This is a genomic window from Bacillus cereus, assembly GCF_002567495.1.
Lineage (GTDB): Bacteria > Bacillota > Bacilli > Bacillales > Bacillaceae_G > Bacillus_A > Bacillus_A cereus_AQ.
The window spans coordinates 1-15,828 of record NZ_NVAP01000078.1; the positions used below are offsets into that span (position 1 = coordinate 1).

Consider the following 15,828-nt stretch of genomic DNA (forward strand, 5'->3'; position numbering starts at 1 on the left):
CTTGACAGGGATAAGACCAAATTCACACCATCTTTTTGCTATCATTATTGATTTGACTGTATACAAGGAAGAATATATTTCACAATCAATTCCCATCTATCCCGTGCATTCGGCATAATTTCAGAAGCAATTACTATAACCAAATCCTTCTCCGGAATACAACAAATCATATTCCCACCGTCACCCATAGCACAGTATGAAAAGATTCCCTCTTCTTCTCGTAACCGCCATAAATAACCATATTGATTTTGGTTCATTTCTGTCGATTCTTTTATCCATGATTTTGATAGTATTTGTTTTCCATTATGAATACCTTCATTCAAATAAATCTGTGCAAACTTCGCCATATCTCTAACCGTTAACGTTAGTCCCCAGCCGCCCGTCGAAATACCATTTGGATCGTGAACCCATCCTTTCACATCTTTTCCGAATAAGTCATCAAATCCAAATGCTTTCATATTATAGTTTGGAATTTCTCTCATGCCCAGTGGCTGAAATAAGTATTCATTCGCAAATTCACGCGCATTTTTTCCTGTTGCGTTCGTTATGATCGCTGATAGTATATGAGCTCCTGCAGATGAATATTTAAAAGATCCAATTTCTCCGCCGCTTCCTATCCTATTTAACGTATATTGTATCCAATCTTGTTGTGTACATAGTTCTTCTAACGGTTCCTGCCAGTCTACGAATGGATGTGGAGCTGTCATCGTTAGAAGATGGCTTACTGTTACTTCAGATGAATTAACGTTATATTCCGGGAAAAATTCTATTACTCTTTGATCAACGCTTTTTATATAGCCCTTATCTATACATATCCCAATTAGCGCAGAGATTATCGTTTTTGTGACTGACGCTATGTGAAATGCATCATCTGGACCGTAACCGTTATAATATTTTTCAAAAATAACATTACCTTTCTGCACTACTAACATACCATTCATATTTTCATATTCTTCTTTTATAATCTGATTTAACTTTTCAGCATTTTTCATCATTCATTCCCCTTTAACCTGTAATTAAAAAGGTTCGATAGGTACATATATATCAACTATATGTTTCTTTTCTGGGTGCTGCTCTGGATTATTTTTATACACTTCAAAAGGATATGAGTCTCTCGGTTTATATCCGCTATTTGGCAACCATTCACCGTATAAGTAATCCCACGCCCCTTTATATTCATCTTGGCGTATTTCAAAATGACCTACCGCATATTTCCCTGAAGGTATTACCATTATTCCTATGTCGTTCGTTTCTACTGTGGATTCATCGGGAATTGTTATACATAAACTAGTTCTTAAATGATTGTCCTCAGTAAATTCATGATGATCGTGGTAAATGGTTAATACTTTCGTATCCTCAAATACATGATAGTTTTCCTCTGCTGCGTAATGAAATAATTTCTCTATCATGTTTGGAAAAGCTAGCGTTAACTCTTCATATGTACCGATATGTCTTATGTATGCGACGTTTATATCGTCCGCTGTTACAATTTCAACATTTCCTCGAACCTTCTTACATTCATTGTATTGAGGAATTCCCCTTACGTCTTTGCAATTCTTGCTATTGTGATTTCGATATTGAGACGGACTTACTCCGTAATAATTTTTAAATGTACGGGAGAAAACTGCTGAATCTGTGAAACCAAAATGGTAAGCGATATCCGTAATCGTCATATCCAATCGATATGTAAGAAGGTTTGTTGCCCTTTCTAACTTCAATCGATTTACATATCGTGATAACGGCTCGTCTACTATTCCTTTAAAAATTCGATGAAAATGAAACTTTGAAAATCCTGCTATATCCGCTAGCTCTTCAATGGATAGTAAACTGTCTATGTTTGATTCTATATAATCTTGAACTGTATGTATGCGTCTTACATACTCATTTCTGCTTTGTTTATTTTCCATACTAATACCTCCTCACAACAAAAAGGCTAACTTCACGCTAGCCTACTTTTACACATGTTTCAAAAATAAAACTCTACTACCGCCATTCCCATCATAATTTGTATGTACCGATACACCTTCTATCTCATCATCACCAGCTTCAATTTGAAAGCCAATCTCCCTATGAAACTGTATCGATTTTTTATTAACCGGTGACGTGATTGCTTTTATAACTTTACGGTTATTTGCACGTGCGACATCAAAGAAATACGAATACAATGTCGATGCAATTCCTCTTCTTCTATACTTCGGATTGACACCGATAAAATGAACGTACGCTTCCTCTTTATGCGTTTGTGAGAAGAATCCGCATAAGAAACCTAACGTTTCTCCCTCTTCTTCAATAATAAAACTCGTTTCTTGAAAGTGAATGAAGAACAATTTTGGCAACATGGCAGCCATGTCTCTCCCGCCCCACCAATCATTTAAAACAGAATGAATCTTTACATAATCTTCCCCTTGGATGTTTCTTACTCGCATATGTTTCTCCCTCTCACTCACTTCATTTTTTCATAAATTTTAATGACTGTTTCTACTAATAGGATGAATACCCATATCCCGCAAAATACGAGAACTGACTGAAATATAGAACCTAGCATAACAATACTTATTAAACCTAATTCTGATCCTGAAATGGACATTTCATCAAACCCCAGGTTATGTATAAATGGACCAGTTGAAAAAGCCATTAAAATAGATCCTATTAAATAAATCACACTCATTATTTTTAATATTTTTATAGAAAGATACGAAGTTTGTTTTTCTTCCACTTGTGATAATTCGATTTCTCCACTCGCAATTCCTTTTTGCAAACAGTCCTCACATAGAAATTCTTCCTTAATTTTTTTACCACCGTGCAATGTACCTGTAATTTCTTTACAGCGCGAACACTTTCGATTTATCATTTTGTTATCACTCCAATCTCGTAAGATTATACTTATACAATTCTATTTTTACCTTATTATTCCTTTTGTGTATTTTATAGAGAGGTGACGTGTTTTATGATATCTAAACTTATTTTTGGTTATAAAAAGCCTACTGAGCAATATGTATTACGGCCTAGTTGTTATGCAATTATTTTTAACTCAACTTCTTCAAACATTGCTATTATCCAAAAAGGAGACCGTTATTTTTTACCTGGTGGCGGTATGGAAGGTACCGAAACAAAAGATGAATGCTTACATCGTGAACTACTAGAGGAATTAGGATGGGCAATTGAAATTAATCAATATATCGGTAATGCAATGCGATATTTTTATGTGGAAAAAGAAGATACTTATTATTTAAACGATGGGTTCTTTTATATTGCGAACATGGTGCAGACACAAACTGAAAACTGTGAGGAAGATCATGTTTTGCGGTGGATGTCTCCTTTACTTGCTGTAGAGCTTCTCATTCATGATCATCAAAAATGGGCTGTTGAACAAGCACTTTTATTACAAAAACCAAAAGAATCTCCTTCTATATGAAAGAGATCCTTTTTATTGTTAACTTACTTTTTTCAAATTGAGAGCTGGCTTTTGAATTCCACCCTTTTTTACAACATATAAGCCGATAAAGATTATAAGTCCGCCAACGAGTTGTATCATGTTGATTTGCTCTCCGATAGTTACTGCCGCGAAGATAACTGCGAACAATGGTACGAGATACATATAAACCATTACTTTCGTTGAGCCTATTTTACTAATACCGACATACCACATTGCAAGTCCGAAGATTGTCGCGAAGACGATTGAATATGCTAGAGACCCCCAGCTTGGCATGTCTACTGGCCACGTTAATGTATTTACGTTGAATAAACAATATACAACGAGAGGTACAATTCCAATTAAAGTTGACCAAGATGTGACTCTCATTGCGGAATATTTTGTTATAAGAGGTTGCGCTAATATTGGATACCATCCCCACGCAATCGCTGCGACTAATCCAATTATGTTTCCGAGCCACGCATATTCGTAAGTAGTTCCTCCTGTATGTCCTGTTAATAAAACGAATGCTGCACCAATAAACGCTACTATTGAACCAATTTGTACCTTCATCGAAAAACGTTCTTGTTTGTGCAATACTGCTAATATCCCTGTAAAAATAGGTGACATCGCAATTAATAATGAGGCGTTCGTTGCTGAAGTATATTTCACAGATAGCATAAACATCGTTTGATACATTGTCGTACCAACGATACCGACTGCTACTAATCGTAACCAATCTTTCCTTTCAATACGTAATGAGCGTTCCATTATAAAAGTAATAAGTAATAATACCGGTGATGCTACTAAAAATCGTAAACTATTAAATTGAATGGATGACATAAATGCCACGCCATACTTTCCTATTGTATAATTTGCTCCCCATACTAATGCAACTGATACTAGGAGCCATTCCATTTGCCATCGTTTCATCCGAATCTCCCCTTCCATATTTAGCATAGTAAAATTGGCTGGATATAACACCGTCCAATTGGCTGTTTTTTTACCCAGCCAATTTGCTATACTGGATGTATATAAGAGATACGGAGGCGTTTTTTATGGAATGGAAGCTAGATAGTGACAGTAAAATCCCTATTTATCAGCAAGTTGTTGACTTTATTGAAAAACGTATTACATATGGAGAACTTCCTCCAGGAAGCTTCCTCCCTTCAGAACGGAAATTAGCTACGCAGTTAAATGTAAACAGAAGTACAGTAACGACTGCTTATAATGAACTACGTGCTATGGGAATTGTAGAAAGTACGACTGGTAAAGGTACACGTGTGAGTACACATATGTGGGGCGTTTCTCCAACATTAACGCCGAACTGGAGAAATTTCGTAGAAGGTGGTACTTTTTTACCAAACTTACCACTACTTCGCCATATTCGGGCAGAAGTACAACAAAATGAAAATATTATAGATTTCGCTAATGGAGAACTCGGTTGTAATCTTTATCCTCATGATCAACTACAAGCGATTTTACGTGAACAACCGTTAACGCATTCATTAAGTTACGATCATCCGCAAGGCTATCTTCCGCTAAGACAAGCGGTCGTAAAATATATGAAGGAATATTTAAAAGTTGAGGCGACTGAACAATCCATTATGATTACATCTGGCGCACAGCAAGCACTTCACCTTATCGTGCAATGTTTATTAAATCCAGGTGATGCTGTTGCTTTCGAAAGTCCTTCACACTGTTATTCCTTGCCGTTATTCCAATCAGCAGGTATTCGTATTTTCCCGTTACCTGTCGATGAACATGGTATTAATCCAGACGATGTACAAGAGCTATACAGAAAGCACCGCATTAAAATGATTTTTTTAAATCCAAATTTCCAAAACCCGACGGGGACGATGCTTCATCCAAACCGTAGAAAAAAACTATTATCACTTTGCGCAGATTTACGAATTGCAATCGTTGAAGATGATCCATCTAGTTTGCTGACGCTAGAAAAGAAACAACCTTGTCCTACTTTGAAATCAATAGATGAAAACGGAACTGTCATTTATGTACATTCTTTATCAAAAATGATTGCGCCAGGATTACGAGTCGGCTGGCTTGTCGCCCCGCAGTCTGTCGTAGAGCGATTGTCAGACGCACGGCACCAAATGGAATTAGGAATGAGTATTTTCCCGCAGTGGCTTATGCAGCAATTTTTCGAAACCGTACCATTTCAGTCTCATATCGTACCGTTACGAAAACAATTAGCAGAAAAAAGAGACGTTATCGTTCGTGCCCTAAACGAGCAACTTCATGATAAAATCTCTTTTTCAAACCCTACTGGTGGTATATACATTTGGGGGAAATTAAAAGAACCTATAAACGAAAAACAACTCATTATGCAAAGTTTAAAACAAGAAATTGCTTTTATGCCAGGTAGTATTTTCGGTGCGAAAGATGGTTATATACGTTTATCTTATGGAAAAGTGGATATTAATCAAATTGCGGAAGGTATTTCTCGTTTGCGTGAGGCTATTTTAGTTTGTGGAAAATGAGTAGCATCCTTAAATATGTCAGTAAAATTTAATTAATTTTTAACTAAGTACATAAACTAAAAACCACTTTGGTTTATGTACTTGTATTGGTTCATTTTTTTATTTCAATAAAATATGTATCATAAGATTCTTTAAAAGTGTAGCCTAGCTTTTTTGCTAGTTCAACAGATTCAGAATTTGCTCCATCCCAACTAGGGTATTTCCCTCTATCTAGACAATCTAATATTAGTGCAGATGCTACAATTGTGGCTAAACCTTTCCTTCTATGTTCAGGATGACTAGCAATTTCAATCTCGATTCCATCATCATATACACTAAATGATGTTGCCGCAGAAACAACTTTTCCTTTATTTAAAATAGCATACCCTACGCCTCTATCAATAAAATCATCGATTGAATCAAACTGACTAATAAAATCTTCTGAGAGTGCATGGAATGACGAAGACTTTGCTATATTTTTATCGACTCTTTTCATTTCGTAATCTTGGGGTAATGTAGACAATAGATCCCGTATGTATCCCTTATCTAAATCGTCAGGGTTCTTATTAAATCTGAATCTTTTAAACTTCTCAATTGATCCTTTGTGTATAGCCTCTATCTGTTCTTTCCATTCATTCGAATCAACAATAGCGAGAGTAAAATCAGGAAGATTGTATAGTAATTCTTGCGCTTCTTCTACGCTCGGATTCCCAGCATAAAACACAAAAATTCCTACAGTTATTTGAGCAACAGTTGGTTTTTCAAGATTGTCTACCCATGCACTTCCCATATGCCCTTGTAGATATGAAAGTACAATAGTACTATCAAAATCATCAAACATCTCAACTAACTTTTCCCTTACATTGTTATCTGCTTTATAAATCATTCAATTCCTTCTTTCTAAAAATCATTATTATTCCATCAACTCTATGTTAGCATATATTTTTTAATATATACAATTTTTGTAAGTCGAAATACAAATTCCTCATTTGACAAAACCTAAATCTACCATTATTATCAACTCGAACCTATTTATAGGAGTGATAAAATGAAGATTTACGTTGATGCAGATGCTTGTCCTGTAAAAGATGTGATTATTTTTGAGGCTACGAATGTGGAAATTCCTGTTACCCTCGTTACTAGTTTTTCACATTATTCTAATGCAGAGCAGCCAAAAGGTGTCGAAACAATTTATGTTGATTCTGGAGCAGATGCTGCAGATTACCGAATTATGCAGTTAGCAAAAAAAGAAGATTTAATCGTAACACAAGATTACGGTCTTGCTTCGCTCGCTTTAGCAAAAGGCTGTATCGTACTACACCATAAAGGCTATAAGTATACGAATGATAACATTGAACAATTGTTACAAACACGATATTTAAGTGCAATGGTTCGAAAAAGTGGTAAACGTACAAAGGGACCGAAACCATTTACAGCAGAAGATAAAGAGAAATTTAGAGTACTCTTTAAGAGTGTGATTGCACTTCAGAAATAAACCTTCTATTCGTAGAGGAAGAAAAGAAGAGAATATCCAAATGAACATTCTCTTCTTGAGGTTTACCCGTTTAAAATGAAGGTAAATTATCTAAGTTATTTTCCTTTATACCATCCGGTTCACTACGTATAATATCTCTGCCATACTTATGAAATACGTCCACATGAGCTAACTTCCCTGATTTTGCTTCATTAAGAGCAGTCATATAATCTAACTCTCTCCCGCTACTTGTTTTAAAAGCAATTAAATCACCTTCATCATTTTTACGAACAGCAACAATTTGTTCTGCTCCTGAATTGACTTCATGGCCTATTTCAAATTGAGCTCGTTCGTCTCCTTGATGTAAGTAGTCATTATAAACTTTTTCAAAGTCTTTTTTATCCATAAAACTCACCTCCAACACATTTTATTAGTATGGTTGGGATGTAGTGGTTTTATGTACTTTTCTCTTAGAAAAACTTATTTTTAATACCTACGCAACCCCTTCAAAGTCTCCAATATATCATCTGTAAATGCTGTACTACCCTCTGTCTCTAAAACTCTAAAATATAAACTTCTTAAGAAAGCTCTAATATTTTGTACTAAAATAGCATGCTGCGGATGTCGGATGTCTTCAACAGTTGCTATACTATGTAACCAGTTGCTCCACTCTTCTTCAGTTAAAAGATTTTGGTTACGTAACGACATAATTGGCGCTACTAATCTCTCATCCTCAAAGTGAATGTATACGTAGTCATGTAAGCGTACCTTCTGACGAACGGCAGCTAGTATTGCATATGAGAACTCACGATTTTGAATTGTACGTGCTAAAGCATCAAGCGCATCTGCTGCATGTGCAGTAGAGTGTGCCCAGCCTTTTCCTTCTACGTAGCCTCTTACATCTTCTTCTAAATACACATATTCCAGCACTTGTTCTGCCACACTGTACAGCTGTTCTTCAGATAACAGTGGTTCTCTTTCATGAACAGATAAAATAAGTGGTGGAATTAATACAGAGAATGCACGTTTAAAAACAGAATCTGTTCCCTTTTCACCAATTTTATAAAATAAATAATCAGGGCTAATTGCTTGCAGCATTAATCCTCGTAACTCTTTTTGTCTAAATACATCATTTGTAATCCATTTGTGAAGCGTACTATATATCAAATCATCACGCAGTTCAGCATCAGGTGATCCGATATAATCTAGCATCCACTGCGCATATGGATATGCATCTACGTCTTCTGGTACAGCATAATTATTATTTTTAATTTGTAGTAGTTCTTCTTTTAGTTCGAGTACTTCATTCATTATATTTCTTGTCCCCTTTTTGCGTTTTTTATTGTCTTATCCCCTTTTATTTGCTTCATAAAATTAATTTAATTATAACAATAAACAAAAGGCTATACATATATTTCTGATTATGTATTACGCTCTTTCATGAAATATAACTTCTGGATTTCCTAAATCACTATTCTTAACTATAACATTCGCACACTCTTTTGGATTATGCTCATCTATATACATCTTACAGGCCGCATGATATCTGTTCAAAAACATCTTCTCTGCTTCTTCATAACTTCCAAAAGCTTCAGTTTCCCGCTTAGCACCACGTTTTCTCGCAATCTCAAAATTTGTATCTACAAAGATTTTGTAATCAAATAAATACACAACGTCTTTTTTCAATAGAAACGTTCCATCTACTATTAATATCATGTTTTGCGTGGCCAATAGCGGCTCATTATGTACAGACATATCCGTTATTAAGTTATGAGAAATCGTTTCATACTGTAAATTCCCGTTAGGTCCTAAAGGCATTAATAATCTTTCTTTGAAAGCTGTATAATCGTGTGCATCTTCATAATACCCTCTTGCAGATTCTTTTCCTTTTGCATAGCGAATCACTCTTGGATTATGAAAATCATCAATGCTGGCGCGTGTTACTGGTAATCCTCGTTTTTTTATTTCTTCCGCTAGTTCGTTTGCAAATGTTGTTTTTCCTGATGCTGTAATACCACTTACTCCAACTCTTGTTGGATAGATTAAGTTTAGCTTTACAATATGATCTGCAATTTCTTTGATTCGTTGTTTTCGGTTCATGATATCTCCCTTTATAATTAGTTTACATAATATAATTATAAGTAATAATTCATGCCACTATTTGTCGGTAAATCGATACCCTTTGTCGAATCGTTGATATATTTTATGTTGTGATAGATATATTTGAAAAATCGTTGATATATTATTAGCTTACTTCCCCTTAAACCCTCGATATAAAGCAGTCCGTAACTCTTGTTTGTATTCTGCAATTTCTGGCATTTCGAGTTCTTCTGCTAGCCTGATAGCTAATTCAATATCATACGGTACACGTACAAGTTGGATGGAAAAACTCGCTGCTTCTTTTTCATTGTAAGTTCCTTCAAATATTAAATAGGAAGCTTGTGTTATTTCAAGTGGGTTTCCTACGCTACCGGCGTTACATAACGTTTTCCCTCTGAAATTTTGAACGAACGCTTGGTGAACATCACCGTAACAAACGACATCTGGTTTTCTTTCCCCTTCTATATTTTCCGTCAGATCACTATTTTCGAACATACTAATACGTTCTTCTCTTGAAGCGTGTGGTTGAATTCTTTCATATAAACTTCTCGGTGAGGCGTGGAACATACGAATGAGTTTGCCGCTCATAAAAAATTCGATTGAAAATGGTAAACTTCTTAAATAGTCGTTTTGTTCTTCTGATAATTGTTTTTGATGCCATTTTAATGCTTCAAATTCAGTCGGCTTTGTAATAAAATCATCCCAGTTTCCCATTACGACTACTTCACATTCTTTACGAATGATTTCAATTGCTTCACTGGAATGAGGTCCTTTTCCTACTAAATCTCCAAGACAAATAATGCGCTCGATTCCTCTTAATTTAATATCATTTAACACGGATTCTAATGCTTGAATATTACCGTGAATATCTGAAATTACTGCTATTTTATCCATATAAATTACTCCTTTATTTATTAAATTCACTTGATTGATACCATTTTGGAATATAAGATGAAAAATGATTATGATCTTCTAAAATTCCATTTAACCTTTCCTTCATATCATCTAATAAATATGGTGTGCTTCGGTTTGTCCATACGATATCAGCCGGGAATATCATTGCTGCATATAATGAGTACAGTTTCCAAAAATGTAGATCAGGTTCTCCTCCGCAATAACCGTGAACTTGTCCAACCGCAAATGGTTTGCTTATATTCGTTGTAAATAGTGCTACTTTATAAAAATCATGAATAGGATCACCAATATCGAATCTAGCAAAATCAATGACAGCCCGAAACTCATTTTGGTCAATCATTATATTAGCCGGATGAAAATCGTCATGTAAAAATACGATGGGACGATTTTTTAATAAATCTTTATGATTTCCTACAAAATCTATCACTGTATTTAAACGAAAAAAGTCTACTTCATATTCTTTCAACGCTTCTAAGTATCTCTCATATTTACTCCATATAGACATTTCCCATGAATTACTTTTATCTTCTTTTTCAACTAAATGAATCTTTTTTAGTACTTCTCCAGCCTTTTTTCCAGCCCTATACTGCTCTTCTGTAGACAACGTTCTTAATATATCTTCACCATCTAATCCATCAATCCATTCAAAAACTTGTACACATTTATTGAATTTAGTAAGACTAATAAAACGAATTAATTTTGGCATAGGAATATGTAAAGAATCTAGCTGCTGCATATATTCATATTCTTCCTGCTTCCGTTCAAAATATGATGAATCGCATACTTTAATAAAATACGAGGCCCCACTCTCTAATTCAATTTTATATTTCTCATCGAATGAAAAGCCTTTTGAAATAACAGTCGCTTTTAACATACGAGGCCATTCTAGTTTTCTCTCTATCTCTCTAAGCATTTCTTCCACAACGTTCACCTCTATTAATATATGTACAAACTACCTAGCACTTCATGCTCTCGTTTATCTTCCCCTGTAAACTCTACTGCAAATGGATATTCACCTTCCTTGTTCAATTGTTCTTTCACAAATCCTTCTCCAATCGGTTCACAAAACTGTACATGAATATCTCCAAACACTACACTTTGACACTCAGCATTCCATTTTTCATTTTTCACAACTGAGCTTGTAGATAGTCTCATTACTTCTTTCCATTTCCGCACCGTTTCTCGAACGTTTTTCACTGCATAATGGATCGTTTCAATTTGTTGTACTTTGTTTTTATGTTCCGTGATCGTTCCTATGTTACGTAAATCGTTTCTTCTTTCTTCGTCCGTTTCATTCCACTGTATAAAGAAAGGTAATTTCAGTCCGTTCTCTTCTTGCTTAACAAATAACATTTTCCATTCTAAAAGCCGGCCATCTTTTCTCATGCGTTTCCCTTCAAATGGCCCTATCGTATGTAAGCCGTGCTTCTTAAAGTTAACTACTAGCTCCTCAATTGCATCTGTTCGGATTGCGATTTGTAGCATTCCTTCTCCATTTTGTAGTTTCACCACTGTTTCTTGTACTAATGGGTTTTCTGCTTCTTTCGCTTTTTCTTCATGTTGAACTGCTAAAAATTCTATATATGATAAATCAAAATAACTTAAACTATTCCAAGTACCCCAATTCGTATGCTCTCCGCCTAATACAGTATGAAATCCAAGTTCCTGCATTTGTTTTGCCGCTTCCTCCGGTGTACCATGAACTGTGTGAACGAGATGATCAAATCGTAACATGTCTTTCTCCCCTTTCTCTCCATCCTTTTATTGTATATTTTATTTTTCTTTCATTCAATTCAAAAACTTCAAAACCTAGTTGATTTATACGATTAATATGTATTATAATGAAACAAATTTAATTATTGCTGATTGGAAAAACCAAAGGCACTTTTCTCATACGGGAAAAGTGTCTTTTTCATTTATTATTACAGGGGGATTATTTATGCAGAAATTAATTGTCTTTGCTATTATTGGATTTTTCGCTCAATTGATCGATGGAGCACTTGGAATGGCGTATGGGGTAACGTCTACTTCACTATTATTAATGTTTGGTATCGCACCGGCTGTAGCTTCCGCATCGGTTCATTTGGCTGAAGTCGTTACAACAGCGGCTTCCGGCGCATCTCATATCAAATTTGGAAACGTTGATAAATATACAGTTTCCAGGCTTACATTACCTGGGGCAATCGGTGCGTTTGTTGGGGCATGTTTTTTAAGTAATCTGCCTGGAGATGTGATCAAACCGTACATTTCAATATTTTTATTCACTTTAGGGGTTTATATTTTATTACGATTCATCATTCAAAAACAAATTGTCACTTCAAATAAGCGTATGTCTGCAAAACAACTTGTGCCACTTGGTTTATTTGCTGGATTCGTTGATTCAACTGGTGGCGGTGGTTGGGGGCCGATTACGACACCTGTGCTTCTAGCAAGAGGAAATGAAGCTAGAAAAGTTATTGGATCTGTAGATACGAGTGAATTTCCTGTCTCACTCGCTGCAACAATCGGCTTCTTCATCTCACTTGGCTGGGAACAAGTAAGCTGGGTTTGGGTATTCTCATTAATGCTTGGCGGTATTGTTGCTGCACCAATTGCTGCATGGTTAGTACGTATCGTTCCATCTCATTTACTTGGGGTATTAGTGGGTGGTCTTATTATCTTTACGAATATTCGTACACTGCTTACTACATTTAAAGTAGATCCAACTATTATTTCACTTTCTTACGTTGCAGTTGGTCTTGTCATTATTATTTCTATTTTCATTGCTGTTCGAAATCATTCCAATCGCCCTAATGCATCAACAGCTGAGTATCCAAATGATCAGAAACAAATGCTACCATAACTATAAAAAATACCGCCCAATTTAGAGCGGTATTTTTTATTTTTCTATTTTCCAATTCATCATCGTTTCTGTAGTATTTACTCTCTTCATATGTAATTTTTCTAAAACACGAATCGAACTATAATTATCCAGGAGTGTCTCTGCAATAATCGTATCTACCTCTCCTGTTTTGAAAGCCCAATCAATTAATTCTCTTACAGCCTCTGTTGCATAGCCCTTATTCCAATATTTCTCAATAAATCCATAGCCAATTTCTACTGTTTGATTCTCGTTCGGTTTCCCTTTAAACCCAATATCACCTAAAACGCTATCATCTTCTTTTCGAAGAACATACCATGCGCCCCATGGTAATAAAGTTGCATCTTGTTTTATATTCCCTACATGTCCTACAATATGCGGACCGCTATTGTATCCTTGCTCGTTAGCAACTTGGATCCTTTCTTCTGTACACGGCACTATATAGAGCCTTTCTGTTTCTAATCTCATTTTGATTTCCCCTTTTTGCTTCAACGTTACTCTAATTATAACAAATAATATGACTTTATTATGAATGTCGAATTATATTTTCTGAATTTTCTTTTAATTTAGAGGGTTTTTCAATATTTTTTGCGAAACATTTGTATAACAATTTTTTCTTTGCTTATTGCTACATAATAGTGGGTTCGGGTGGAGTTTTGCAAGCGTTTCCTATACAATAACCGATATTTTTTGACTTTTCCTAACAAAATATCTTGCAATATATTCAGAAAGTCATTACAATTGCCATATATTAAAAATCTTAGCAATATATAAATCCTCATCAATCCGATGAGGTAGAGGTTGCGACTTTTAATAGTAAAATGGACGAGACACAGAGAATGTCACCCGACTCCGTTTGAAAGGAAAAGTTGCCGAAGTTTATATTTCTTCTCTGGAAATATGGGCTGGGGCTGTCTCCGAAAGGAACAGAACTGTCACGTTTACAAAATTACCGTGTAAACGTGGGGTGCTATCTTAACGGAAGGGTATGATGGGGTGGTTATTTGTGAAACGTTCCGCCAAATTCCTTTGGCGGTTTTTTGTATTTTTCTCCCCCGCTCCTTCCTAACCTACAAGAAAAGGAGTGTTGAACATGAATAGCGCAACAAATCAATCTACCTCTAAAACGCAAACTACACAAGGACAAGGTGAATTAAAACGCGGATTAAAATCTCGTCACCTTACGATGATTTCTCTCGGTGGTACAATCGGTACCGGACTATTTCTTGCTAGCGGTGGTGTAATCCATTCTGCTGGTCCTGGTGGTGCATTAGTCGCATACGCCGCAATTGGAATTATGGTTTACTTCTTAATGACAAGCTTAGCAGAACTCGCAGCATACATGCCTGTTACTGGATCTTTTAGCACGTATGCAACAAAATTTGTTGATCCATCACTTGGCTTTGCACTTGGATGGAACTATTGGTATAACTGGGCGATTACGATAGCGGCTGAACTTGCAGCTGTAACATTAATTATGAAATTTTGGTTCCCTGATACCCCTTCTCTTATTTGGAGCGGATTATGTTTAGCTATTATTTTCCTTTTAAACTATTTATCTGTTAAAGGGTTTGGTGAATCTGAATATTGGTTCGCACTTATTAAAGTAGTTACTATCATTATCTTTTTAATTGTTGGTTTCATGATGATTTTCGGAATTATGGGCGGCGAAACTGTTGGATTCAAAAACTTCACTGTTGCAGATGCACCATTTAACGGCGGCATCATGGCAATTATCGGTGTATTTATGGCTGCTGGTTTCTCCTTCCAAGGAACCGAATTACTTGGAGTAGCTGCTGGTGAAACGTCTGATCCAGAGCGTAATATTCCGAAAGCAATTCGTTCTATCTTTTGGCGTATTCTTTTATTCTATATCCTTGCGATTCTCGTAATCGGTTTACTAATTCCTTATACAACTGAAAGCCTTGCTGCAAGTGATGTAACAGTAAGTCCATTTACACTTATTTTTGAAAAAGCAGGCGTTGCTTTTGCTGCTTCTGTTATGAACGCTGTTATTTTAACTGCTGTACTATCTGCTGGTAACTCTGGTATGTATGCATCAACTCGTATGCTTTGGGATTTAGCTCGACAAGGAAAAGCACCAAAATTTTTAGGTAAACTAGATAGCCGTGGTGTACCTGTTAACGCATTAATCGTAACATCAATTGTCGGTAGTATCGCTTTCATTGCTTCTTTATTCGGTGATGGTGTTGTATACATTTGGTTGTTAAACGCATCTGGAATGTCTGGATTTATCGCTTGGGTCGGCATTGCAATTAGTCATTACCGTTTCCGTAAAGCATATATCGCACAAGGAAAAGATTTAAAAGACTTACCATATAGAGCAAAATGGTTCCCATTTGGTCCAATCTTCGCCTTTGCACTTTGTGTCATCGTCATTTTAGGTCAAAACTACGGAGCATTTATGGGCGAATCAATCGATTGGAACGGTGTACTCGTTTCTTACATCGGTTTACCACTCTTCTTAGTACTATGGTTAGGATATAAATTTACGAAAAAAACAAAAGTGATTCCACTTGATAAATGTGAACTAAAATAAAATACTAAAAAAACGAGCAAACAAATT

The 15,828-nt window shown here is 35.7% G+C and carries 18 protein-coding genes and 1 riboswitch; of the genes, 5 read left to right on the forward strand and 13 right to left on the reverse strand.

Going from position 1 to position 15,828, the window contains the following annotated elements; genetic code table 11:
- Positions 1 to 44: 44 nt before the first annotated feature.
- The 4 genes from COK05_RS29200 to COK05_RS29215 are packed head-to-tail and all read right to left on the reverse strand — an operon-like array spanning position 45 to position 2,851.
- Complete coding sequence (locus COK05_RS29200) at positions 45 to 992, reverse strand: serine hydrolase domain-containing protein (RefSeq protein ID WP_029442685.1); 948 nt, start codon at positions 990 to 992, stop codon at positions 45 to 47.
- Positions 993 to 1,016: 24 nt separating this feature from the next.
- Positions 1,017 to 1,907 (reverse strand): AraC family transcriptional regulator, encoded by an 891-nt coding sequence (locus COK05_RS29205; RefSeq protein ID WP_029442686.1) that lies wholly within the window; start codon positions 1,905 to 1,907, stop codon positions 1,017 to 1,019.
- Positions 1,908 to 1,955: 48 nt separating this feature from the next.
- Positions 1,956 to 2,426 carry a GNAT family N-acetyltransferase gene (locus COK05_RS29210; protein ID WP_029442687.1) on the reverse strand — a complete coding sequence of 157 codons (471 nt, stop codon included), beginning with the start codon at positions 2,424 to 2,426 and terminating at the stop codon, positions 1,956 to 1,958.
- Between the two features lie 17 nt (positions 2,427 to 2,443).
- The gene (locus tag COK05_RS29215; protein ID WP_000610492.1) at positions 2,444 to 2,851 is read right to left on the reverse strand and encodes a DUF3980 domain-containing protein; all 408 of its coding nucleotides are present in this window, start codon (positions 2,849 to 2,851) and stop codon (positions 2,444 to 2,446) included.
- 96 nt (positions 2,852 to 2,947) lie between these two features.
- On the opposite strand from COK05_RS29215, the gene COK05_RS29220 reads away from it, so the two are divergent.
- Positions 2,948 to 3,415: an NUDIX hydrolase gene (locus tag COK05_RS29220; RefSeq protein WP_098137676.1), complete on the forward strand. Its 468-nt coding sequence runs from the start codon at positions 2,948 to 2,950 to the stop codon at positions 3,413 to 3,415.
- Positions 3,416 to 3,433: 18 nt separating this feature from the next.
- Here COK05_RS29220 and COK05_RS29225 read toward each other — a convergent pair whose 3' ends face one another.
- Complete coding sequence (locus COK05_RS29225; RefSeq protein ID WP_029442689.1) at positions 3,434 to 4,345, reverse strand: DMT family transporter; 912 nt, start codon at positions 4,343 to 4,345, stop codon at positions 3,434 to 3,436.
- Positions 4,346 to 4,470: 125 nt separating this feature from the next.
- On the opposite strand from COK05_RS29225, the gene pdxR reads away from it, so the two are divergent.
- Positions 4,471 to 5,913, forward strand: a complete 1,443-nt coding sequence (gene pdxR / locus COK05_RS29230) for a MocR-like pyridoxine biosynthesis transcription factor PdxR (RefSeq protein ID WP_029442690.1) — start codon at positions 4,471 to 4,473, stop codon at positions 5,911 to 5,913.
- A gap of 91 nt (positions 5,914 to 6,004) precedes the next feature.
- Here pdxR and COK05_RS29235 read toward each other — a convergent pair whose 3' ends face one another.
- Positions 6,005 to 6,778 (reverse strand): GNAT family N-acetyltransferase, encoded by a 774-nt coding sequence (locus COK05_RS29235; RefSeq protein ID WP_029442691.1) that lies wholly within the window; start codon positions 6,776 to 6,778, stop codon positions 6,005 to 6,007.
- Positions 6,779 to 6,940: 162 nt separating this feature from the next.
- Between COK05_RS29235 and COK05_RS29240 the strand changes: the two genes are divergently transcribed.
- Positions 6,941 to 7,387 carry a YaiI/YqxD family protein gene (locus COK05_RS29240; RefSeq protein WP_098137678.1) on the forward strand — a complete coding sequence of 149 codons (447 nt, stop codon included), beginning with the start codon at positions 6,941 to 6,943 and terminating at the stop codon, positions 7,385 to 7,387.
- A 70-nt stretch (positions 7,388 to 7,457) separates the two neighbouring features.
- On the opposite strand, the gene COK05_RS29245 is transcribed toward COK05_RS29240, so the two are convergent.
- The 6 genes from COK05_RS29245 to COK05_RS29270 form a co-directional block, all read right to left on the reverse strand.
- Positions 7,458 to 7,772 carry a DUF3892 domain-containing protein gene (locus tag COK05_RS29245; RefSeq protein ID WP_016081097.1) on the reverse strand — a complete coding sequence of 105 codons (315 nt, stop codon included), beginning with the start codon at positions 7,770 to 7,772 and terminating at the stop codon, positions 7,458 to 7,460.
- An 80-nt stretch (positions 7,773 to 7,852) separates the two neighbouring features.
- The gene (locus COK05_RS29250) at positions 7,853 to 8,677 is read right to left on the reverse strand and encodes a DUF2785 domain-containing protein (RefSeq protein WP_001006662.1); all 825 of its coding nucleotides are present in this window, start codon (positions 8,675 to 8,677) and stop codon (positions 7,853 to 7,855) included.
- Positions 8,678 to 8,794: 117 nt separating this feature from the next.
- Positions 8,795 to 9,466 carry a uridine kinase gene (locus COK05_RS29255; RefSeq protein WP_098615313.1) on the reverse strand — a complete coding sequence of 224 codons (672 nt, stop codon included), beginning with the start codon at positions 9,464 to 9,466 and terminating at the stop codon, positions 8,795 to 8,797.
- A gap of 150 nt (positions 9,467 to 9,616) precedes the next feature.
- Complete coding sequence (locus tag COK05_RS29260; RefSeq protein WP_000357655.1) at positions 9,617 to 10,360, reverse strand: metallophosphoesterase family protein; 744 nt, start codon at positions 10,358 to 10,360, stop codon at positions 9,617 to 9,619.
- Positions 10,361 to 10,373: 13 nt separating this feature from the next.
- The gene (locus tag COK05_RS29265; protein WP_098137680.1) at positions 10,374 to 11,303 is read right to left on the reverse strand and encodes an aminoglycoside phosphotransferase family protein; all 930 of its coding nucleotides are present in this window, start codon (positions 11,301 to 11,303) and stop codon (positions 10,374 to 10,376) included.
- Between the two features lie 14 nt (positions 11,304 to 11,317).
- Complete coding sequence (locus COK05_RS29270; protein ID WP_078401374.1) at positions 11,318 to 12,115, reverse strand: VOC family protein; 798 nt, start codon at positions 12,113 to 12,115, stop codon at positions 11,318 to 11,320.
- A gap of 97 nt (positions 12,116 to 12,212) precedes the next feature.
- Here COK05_RS29270 and COK05_RS29275 point away from each other — a divergent pair, with 97 nt between their 5' ends.
- Positions 12,213 to 13,223, forward strand: a complete 1,011-nt coding sequence (locus tag COK05_RS29275) for a sulfite exporter TauE/SafE family protein (RefSeq protein WP_141539299.1) — start codon at positions 12,213 to 12,215, stop codon at positions 13,221 to 13,223.
- Positions 13,224 to 13,259: 36 nt separating this feature from the next.
- Here COK05_RS29275 and COK05_RS29280 read toward each other — a convergent pair whose 3' ends face one another.
- A complete protein-coding gene (locus COK05_RS29280) occupies positions 13,260 to 13,709 on the reverse strand; it encodes a GNAT family N-acetyltransferase (RefSeq protein WP_098615315.1) in 450 nt (149 codons plus the stop codon).
- Positions 13,710 to 14,028: 319 nt separating this feature from the next.
- Positions 14,029 to 14,222, forward strand: a riboswitch (Lysine riboswitch).
- Positions 14,223 to 14,334: 112 nt separating this feature from the next.
- Here COK05_RS29280 and COK05_RS29285 point away from each other — a divergent pair.
- Positions 14,335 to 15,801, forward strand: coding sequence for an amino acid permease (locus tag COK05_RS29285; protein ID WP_098615316.1), 1,467 nt, complete (start codon positions 14,335 to 14,337; stop codon positions 15,799 to 15,801).
- The last annotated feature ends 27 nt before the right edge of the window (positions 15,802 to 15,828 follow it).

What these genes read in the sequence shown, in the direction of transcription:
- COK05_RS29270 (WP_078401374.1), bottom strand. Translation starts at nt 12,115, where the DNA reads ATGTTACGATTTGATCATCTCGTTCACACAGTTCATGGTACACCGGAG.
- COK05_RS29220 (WP_098137676.1), top strand. Translation starts at nt 2,948, where the DNA reads ATGATATCTAAACTTATTTTTGGTTATAAAAAGCCTACTGAGCAATAT.
- COK05_RS29275 (WP_141539299.1), top strand. Translation starts at nt 12,213, where the DNA reads ATGTATTATAATGAAACAAATTTAATTATTGCTGATTGGAAAAACCAA.
- COK05_RS29200 (WP_029442685.1), bottom strand. Translation starts at nt 992, where the DNA reads ATGAAAAATGCTGAAAAGTTAAATCAGATTATAAAAGAAGAATATGAA.
- COK05_RS29215 (WP_000610492.1), bottom strand. Translation starts at nt 2,851, where the DNA reads ATGATAAATCGAAAGTGTTCGCGCTGTAAAGAAATTACAGGTACATTG.
- COK05_RS29285 (WP_098615316.1), top strand. Translation starts at nt 14,335, where the DNA reads ATGAATAGCGCAACAAATCAATCTACCTCTAAAACGCAAACTACACAA.
- pdxR (WP_029442690.1), top strand. Translation starts at nt 4,471, where the DNA reads ATGGAATGGAAGCTAGATAGTGACAGTAAAATCCCTATTTATCAGCAA.
- COK05_RS29235 (WP_029442691.1), bottom strand. Translation starts at nt 6,778, where the DNA reads ATGATTTATAAAGCAGATAACAATGTAAGGGAAAAGTTAGTTGAGATG.
- COK05_RS29250 (WP_001006662.1), bottom strand. Translation starts at nt 8,677, where the DNA reads ATGAATGAAGTACTCGAACTAAAAGAAGAACTACTACAAATTAAAAAT.
- COK05_RS29210 (WP_029442687.1), bottom strand. Translation starts at nt 2,426, where the DNA reads ATGCGAGTAAGAAACATCCAAGGGGAAGATTATGTAAAGATTCATTCT.
- COK05_RS29260 (WP_000357655.1), bottom strand. Translation starts at nt 10,360, where the DNA reads ATGGATAAAATAGCAGTAATTTCAGATATTCACGGTAATATTCAAGCA.
- COK05_RS29255 (WP_098615313.1), bottom strand. Translation starts at nt 9,466, where the DNA reads ATGAACCGAAAACAACGAATCAAAGAAATTGCAGATCATATTGTAAAG.
- COK05_RS29240 (WP_098137678.1), top strand. Translation starts at nt 6,941, where the DNA reads ATGAAGATTTACGTTGATGCAGATGCTTGTCCTGTAAAAGATGTGATT.
- COK05_RS29245 (WP_016081097.1), bottom strand. Translation starts at nt 7,772, where the DNA reads ATGGATAAAAAAGACTTTGAAAAAGTTTATAATGACTACTTACATCAA.
- COK05_RS29225 (WP_029442689.1), bottom strand. Translation starts at nt 4,345, where the DNA reads ATGAAACGATGGCAAATGGAATGGCTCCTAGTATCAGTTGCATTAGTA.
- COK05_RS29205 (WP_029442686.1), bottom strand. Translation starts at nt 1,907, where the DNA reads ATGGAAAATAAACAAAGCAGAAATGAGTATGTAAGACGCATACATACA.
- COK05_RS29280 (WP_098615315.1), bottom strand. Translation starts at nt 13,709, where the DNA reads ATGAGATTAGAAACAGAAAGGCTCTATATAGTGCCGTGTACAGAAGAA.